Genomic DNA, 4,939 nt, shown 5'->3' on the forward strand with positions numbered 1-4,939 from the left:
CTGGACTCGCCGCAGACCCGCAAGGCGCTCGAGTTCACCCGCAGCCTGTACACCGAGGGCCTGCACGAGCGCAGCATCCTGGTCAAGCGCCCGACCTACCCGGACGAGGTCTTCCCCACCCAGAAGATCTCCATGATCCAGGCGGGCGACTTCCTGATCCCATCGATCGACGCCGCGGTGAAGAAGAAGTTCGAATGGGGTGTCACGTACCTGATGCGCGACGCCGCCGCGGCGACCGACCTCGGCGGTAACGCGGTCGTGGTCACCGACCAGGCGAAGAACCCGGACGTGGCCGCCGAGTTCGCCAAGTTCCTGGTGACCAAGGACAACATGCAGACGTTCTGCGAGCAGACCACGGTGCTGCCGGTGCGCAAGGACCTGACCAGCGCCAAGCTGGCGTACGCGGCACGGCCCGACCTCATGCCGGTGTTCCAGCAGCAGGCCACCTCGATGCCGGACGGCCTGGTCAAGGCGGCGACCTCGCCGGCGTTCGCGGGCATCAACCAGGCCCTGATCGACACCATGGACCAGTACCTGTCGACCCCGTCGGCCTCCACCGACGACATGGTCCGGGCGATGACCGCCGGCGTACAGAAGGCTCTGCGGGCCTGATGGCGGTGTCCACGGTGCACTCGGCCGGGCGGCGCGCGGAGGCCTGGGCCGGCTTCGTGCTCACCAGCCCGGCGCTGCTGGTCTTCACCGTCTTCATGTTCGCGCCGATCGCCCTGACCTTCTGGTACAGCCTGCACCGCTACAGCGGGTTCGGCCGGATGCGCTGGCTGGGGCTGGACAACTACCGCACGATCGCCGCCGACCCGACGTTCTGGACCGCGCTGCGCAACACCGTCATGTTCACGGTCGTCTCCGTGCCGCTCAGCATCGCGCTCGGCCTCGGCGCGGCCCTGCTGCTCAACCGGTGGATGCCGGCCCGCGGCCTGTTCCGCGCGCTGGTCTACCTGCCCGTCGTCATCTCCGGGGTGGCGGCCGGCGTCATCTTCCTCCGGTTGTTCGACCCCGTCACCGGCATCATCAACCAGCTGCTGACGCAGGTCGGGCTGCCCGCGGTCAACTGGCAGGGCAGCGGGGCGGCGGCCCTGCTGTCGGTGATCGCGGTGACCACCTGGCAGGGCATCGGCTTCGGCATGGTCGTCTACCTGGCCGGGCTGCAGGCCATTCCCCGGGACGTCTACGAAGCCGCCGCCGTGGACGGGGCCGCCGGCTGGCGCCGGTTCCGCCGCATCACCTGGCCGCTGCTCGCGCCGACGACGTTCTTCCTCGTCGTCTACTCGATCATCACCAGCTTCCAGGTCTTCGACGTGGTCTACGTGCTGACCCGCGGCGGGCCGGGCACCGCGACGACCTTCCTGGTCCAGTACGCCTACGACCAGGGCTTCAACCAGCGACGACAGGGCTACGCCGCGGCCATCGGCGTCATCCTGTACGTCATCGTGCTGGCCCTCACCGTCGCCCAGTGGCGGCTGCAACGACGAAGGGACGAGGCATGACCACCGTCGCCACCCCGCCGACCCGCGTCGCCGCCGAGGAGACGAAGCACCGAACACCGTCGCGCGGCCGCCGGTACCGCGTCGTCCTGGCCGTCGCCGGCGTGCTGATCCTGATGTTCCCGATCTACTGGATGCTGCGCGTCTCGGTGGCGGGCACCGATGAGCGAGCTCGCTGCCGGTGTCGTTGTGGCCGCGCGACTGGCGGCTCGGTAACTACATCGAGCCCTGGCAGCAGTACCCGTTCCTGCGCTGGCTGGGCAACTCCATCGTGATCGCCGTCGTGTCCGTCGTGGCGACGGTCGCGATCAACCTGTGCGCCGGGTACGCCTTCGCGAAGCTCCGCTTCCCCGGCCGCGACCTGTTGTTCCTGCTCATCATCAGCACCCTGATGGTGCCCGTGCAGGTCATCATGGTGCCCCAGTTCCAGCTGGTCATCGATCTCAACCTGCTCAACAGCCTGGGCGGCGTGATCCTGCCGCGGCTCGCCGAGGCGTTCGGGCTGTTCATGGCCCGCCAGTTCTTCCTGTCCGTGCCCGACGAGCTGCTCGAGGCGGCCCGGTGCGACGGGGCGGGGCACCTGCGCACCTTCCGGTCCGTCGTCCTGCCGCTGTCCGGGCCGCTGATCGCCGTGCTGGTCATCTTCACGTTCATGTGGCGGTGGAACGAGTTCGTCTGGCCGCTGATCGTGCTGACCGACAGCAGCTCGTACACCCTCCCGGTCGGCCTGCAGTTCCTCATCCAGCAGTTCAGCAACAACTTCGGCCCGCTGCTGGCGATGTCCTTCCTGTCGATCCTGCCGATGCTGGCCGTCTTCGCCGTCTTCCAGCGCTACTTCGTGGAAGGCATCGCCCGCACCGGCATCCGCTGAGCCCCGCCGTCAGCGCAGCGAGTCGATCAGCGCAGCGAGTCGATGTCGATGACGAACCGGTACCGCACGTCGGACTTGAGCACTCGCTCGTAGGCCTCGTTGACCGCGTCGGCGTCGATGATCTCGACCTCGGGGGCGATGCCGCGCTCGGCGCAGAAGTCCAGCATCTCCTGCGTCTCAGCGATGCCGCCGATGCTCGACCCGGCGAAGGAGCGCCGGTTGTTGAACAGCGAGAACACCTGCACCGGCAGCGGCTCGGGCGGCGCTCCCACGCTGACCAGGGTGCCGTCCAGGCGCAGCAGGCCCAGGTAGGCGTTGATGTCGATCGGCGCGCTGACCGTGTTGACGATCAGGTCGAAGGTGTTCGCCAGGACCTCGAAGGTCGCCGGGTCGCTGGTGGCGTAGTAATGCTCGGCGCCGAACGCCAGTCCGTCGTCCTTCTTGCCGAGCGTCTGCGACAGCACGGTGACCTCGGCGCCCATCGCGGCGGCGATCTTCACACCCATGTGGCCGAGGCCGCCCATGCCGACCACGGCGACCTTCTTGCCCGGGCCGGCCTGCCAGTGCGCCAGCGGGGAGTAGGTCGTGATGCCCGCGCAGAGCAACGGCGCGGCCGCCTCGTAAGGGATCGATTCGGGTACGACCAGAGCGAAGTCCTCGTCGACGACGACATGCGTCGAGTAGCCGCCCTGGGTGACGCTGCCGTCGCGGTCGACGCCCGCGTACGTCCCGGTGTTGCCCTTAAGGCAGTACTGCTCCTGCCCGGCACGGCAGTTCGCGCACTCGCGGCACGAGTTCACCATGCAGCCGACCCCCACCCGGTCACCCACGGCGTGCTTGGTGACCTCGGCGCCGACCGCGGTGACCTTTCCGACGATCTCGTGCCCGACGGTGAGCGGGTACGGCACCGTCCCCCATTCGCCGCGCACGGTGTGGATGTCGGAGTGGCAGATGCCGGCATAGCGGATCTCGATCATGATGTCGCGCGGCCCGAGGTCGCGCCGCTCGATCGTGGTGCGCACCAGCGGGTCGGTGGCGGAGGTGGCGGCGATGGCGTTGACGGTAGGAATGGTGACTCTCCGATCAATCCGGTGACGTGTTCCTGCACAGACTGCTACCCGCGACGCACCCGGGTAACCCCGGGGTTGCGGCGGCCGTGATCGAATTCAGGAAATTTCCGAGGAGGTTGTCGGATCGGGTCGCCGCCGTTCGTGGAGGGGGTGGGCCGGCCGACGATCATGCAGGGCGGCCCGCAGATGACCGCGAAAAGCAGGAGGAACCCAATGACCGCGACCTACACCTGGGACGTCTTCTCCACCCTCGACGGCTACGGCTCGTACGCCGAGGGCGCCGACTGGGGCGGCTACTGGAGCAAGCAGGGCCCGGAGCTGCTCGAGCGCCGTGCCGGCGTCTTCGACACCGAGCAGCGGATGGTCTACGGAGCCACCACCTTCCGGGAGATGGCTGAGATCATGACTTCGGGCATCGATCCCAACTCGCTCGACGAGTGGAACGTCCGGACGATGCGCTCGCCGGCGACGGTGATCTCCTCCACGCTGACCGACACGCTCGGCTGGCCGGACGCCACCATCGTCAGCGGGGACGCCGTGGACATCGTCGCCCGGCTCAAGCAGGAGTCGGACGTGCCGCTGCGCTCCCAGGCCAGCCTCTCGCTGAACTGGGCGCTGATGGCCGCCGGGCTGGTCGACCGCCTGCAGGTGACGATCTTCCCGGTCATCACCGGGCGGACCGGCATCAGCCCGATCCTCGGCGGCGCCGGCGACTTCGACCTCGAGCTGCTCGAGAGCCGGACACTCGACGGCCACACCCAGGAGCTCGTGTACCGCCCCACCCCCCGCTGACGATTCGTCAGGTCGTTGCGACCTTCCGGTCGGCCAGGAAGTCGGCGAAATCGGCGGCGGCGAGCGGCTTCGCGTAGTGGTAACCCTGCGCGAAGTCGCAGCCGAGGTCCTGCAGCGCCGTGACGGTGGGACCGTCCTCGACACCCTCCGCGACGACGAGGAGACCGAGGTTGTGCCCGAGGTCGACGGTGGATTCGACCAGGACCCGGTTGCTGTGGTCGATGGCCATGTCGCGGACGAACGACCGATCCACCTTGATCTCGTCAACGGGCAGGATCTTCAGGTACGCCATGGACGAGTAACCGGTGCCGAAGTCGTCGATCGCGGTGGCGACACCGAGCTCCCGGATGCGTCGCAGGACGTCGATCGCCCGGTCCGGGTCGGCCATGACGGTGTTCTCGGTGATCTCGATGCACAGCTGGTCGCCGGGCACGCCGGCGGCGCGCAGAGCGTCGGCCACCTGGTCGGGGAACGTGCTGTCGAGCAGGCTGCGAGTGGAGACGTTGACGGCGACCGGCACGCGGTGGCCGTCGTCGAGCCAGCGGCGCGCCTGGCCCAGAGCCAGGTGCAGGACCCGGGTGGTGAACCGGTGGATCAGGCTTGTGCCCTCGAGCACCGGGATGAAGTCGGCGGGGCTGACGAGGCCTCGGACGGGGTGGTGCCAGCGGGCCAGCGCCTCGGCGCCGATCACCGCGCCGGAGGCC

6 protein-coding genes are annotated in these 4,939 nt (G+C 68.7%); 4 read left to right on the forward strand and 2 right to left on the reverse strand.

The genetic code is table 11. The annotated features are described in order from the left end of the window. The 3 genes from AB0M20_RS27310 to AB0M20_RS27320 all read left to right on the forward strand — a co-directional run. A partial coding sequence (locus AB0M20_RS27310; protein WP_364302927.1) for an extracellular solute-binding protein occupies nucleotides 1-612 on the forward strand: 612 nt, incomplete at its 5' end. Further along, nucleotides 612-1,505, forward strand: a complete 894-nt coding sequence (locus tag AB0M20_RS27315) for a sugar ABC transporter permease (protein WP_364302928.1) — start codon at nucleotides 612-614, stop codon at nucleotides 1,503-1,505. The genes AB0M20_RS27310 and AB0M20_RS27315, both read left to right, overlap by 1 nt. A 178-nt stretch (nucleotides 1,506-1,683) precedes the next feature. Continuing rightward, the gene (locus AB0M20_RS27320; protein ID WP_364302930.1) at nucleotides 1,684-2,373 is read left to right on the forward strand and encodes a carbohydrate ABC transporter permease; all 690 of its coding nucleotides are present in this window, start codon (nucleotides 1,684-1,686) and stop codon (nucleotides 2,371-2,373) included. Between the two features lie 26 nt (nucleotides 2,374-2,399). Here AB0M20_RS27320 and AB0M20_RS27325 read toward each other — a convergent pair whose 3' ends face one another. After that, complete coding sequence (locus tag AB0M20_RS27325) at nucleotides 2,400-3,443, reverse strand: NAD(P)-dependent alcohol dehydrogenase (RefSeq protein WP_364302935.1); 1,044 nt, start codon at nucleotides 3,441-3,443, stop codon at nucleotides 2,400-2,402. A 213-nt stretch (nucleotides 3,444-3,656) separates the two neighbouring features. Between AB0M20_RS27325 and AB0M20_RS27330 the strand changes: the two genes are divergently transcribed. After that, nucleotides 3,657-4,235: a dihydrofolate reductase family protein gene (locus AB0M20_RS27330; RefSeq protein WP_364302932.1), complete on the forward strand. Its 579-nt coding sequence runs from the start codon at nucleotides 3,657-3,659 to the stop codon at nucleotides 4,233-4,235. A 7-nt stretch (nucleotides 4,236-4,242) separates the two neighbouring features. On the opposite strand, the gene AB0M20_RS27335 is transcribed toward AB0M20_RS27330, so the two are convergent. Beyond that, nucleotides 4,243-4,939, reverse strand: a 697-nt coding sequence (locus AB0M20_RS27335; RefSeq protein ID WP_364302934.1) for an EAL domain-containing protein, incomplete at its 5' end; no start/stop codon positions are given.

The organism is Actinoplanes sp. NPDC051633, assembly GCF_040681735.1.
Classification (GTDB): Bacteria; Actinomycetota; Actinomycetes; order Mycobacteriales; family Micromonosporaceae; genus Actinoplanes.

What these genes read in the sequence shown, in the direction of transcription:
- AB0M20_RS27315 (WP_364302928.1), top strand. Translation starts at nt 612, where the DNA reads ATGGCGGTGTCCACGGTGCACTCGGCCGGGCGGCGCGCGGAGGCCTGG.
- AB0M20_RS27330 (WP_364302932.1), top strand. Translation starts at nt 3,657, where the DNA reads ATGACCGCGACCTACACCTGGGACGTCTTCTCCACCCTCGACGGCTAC.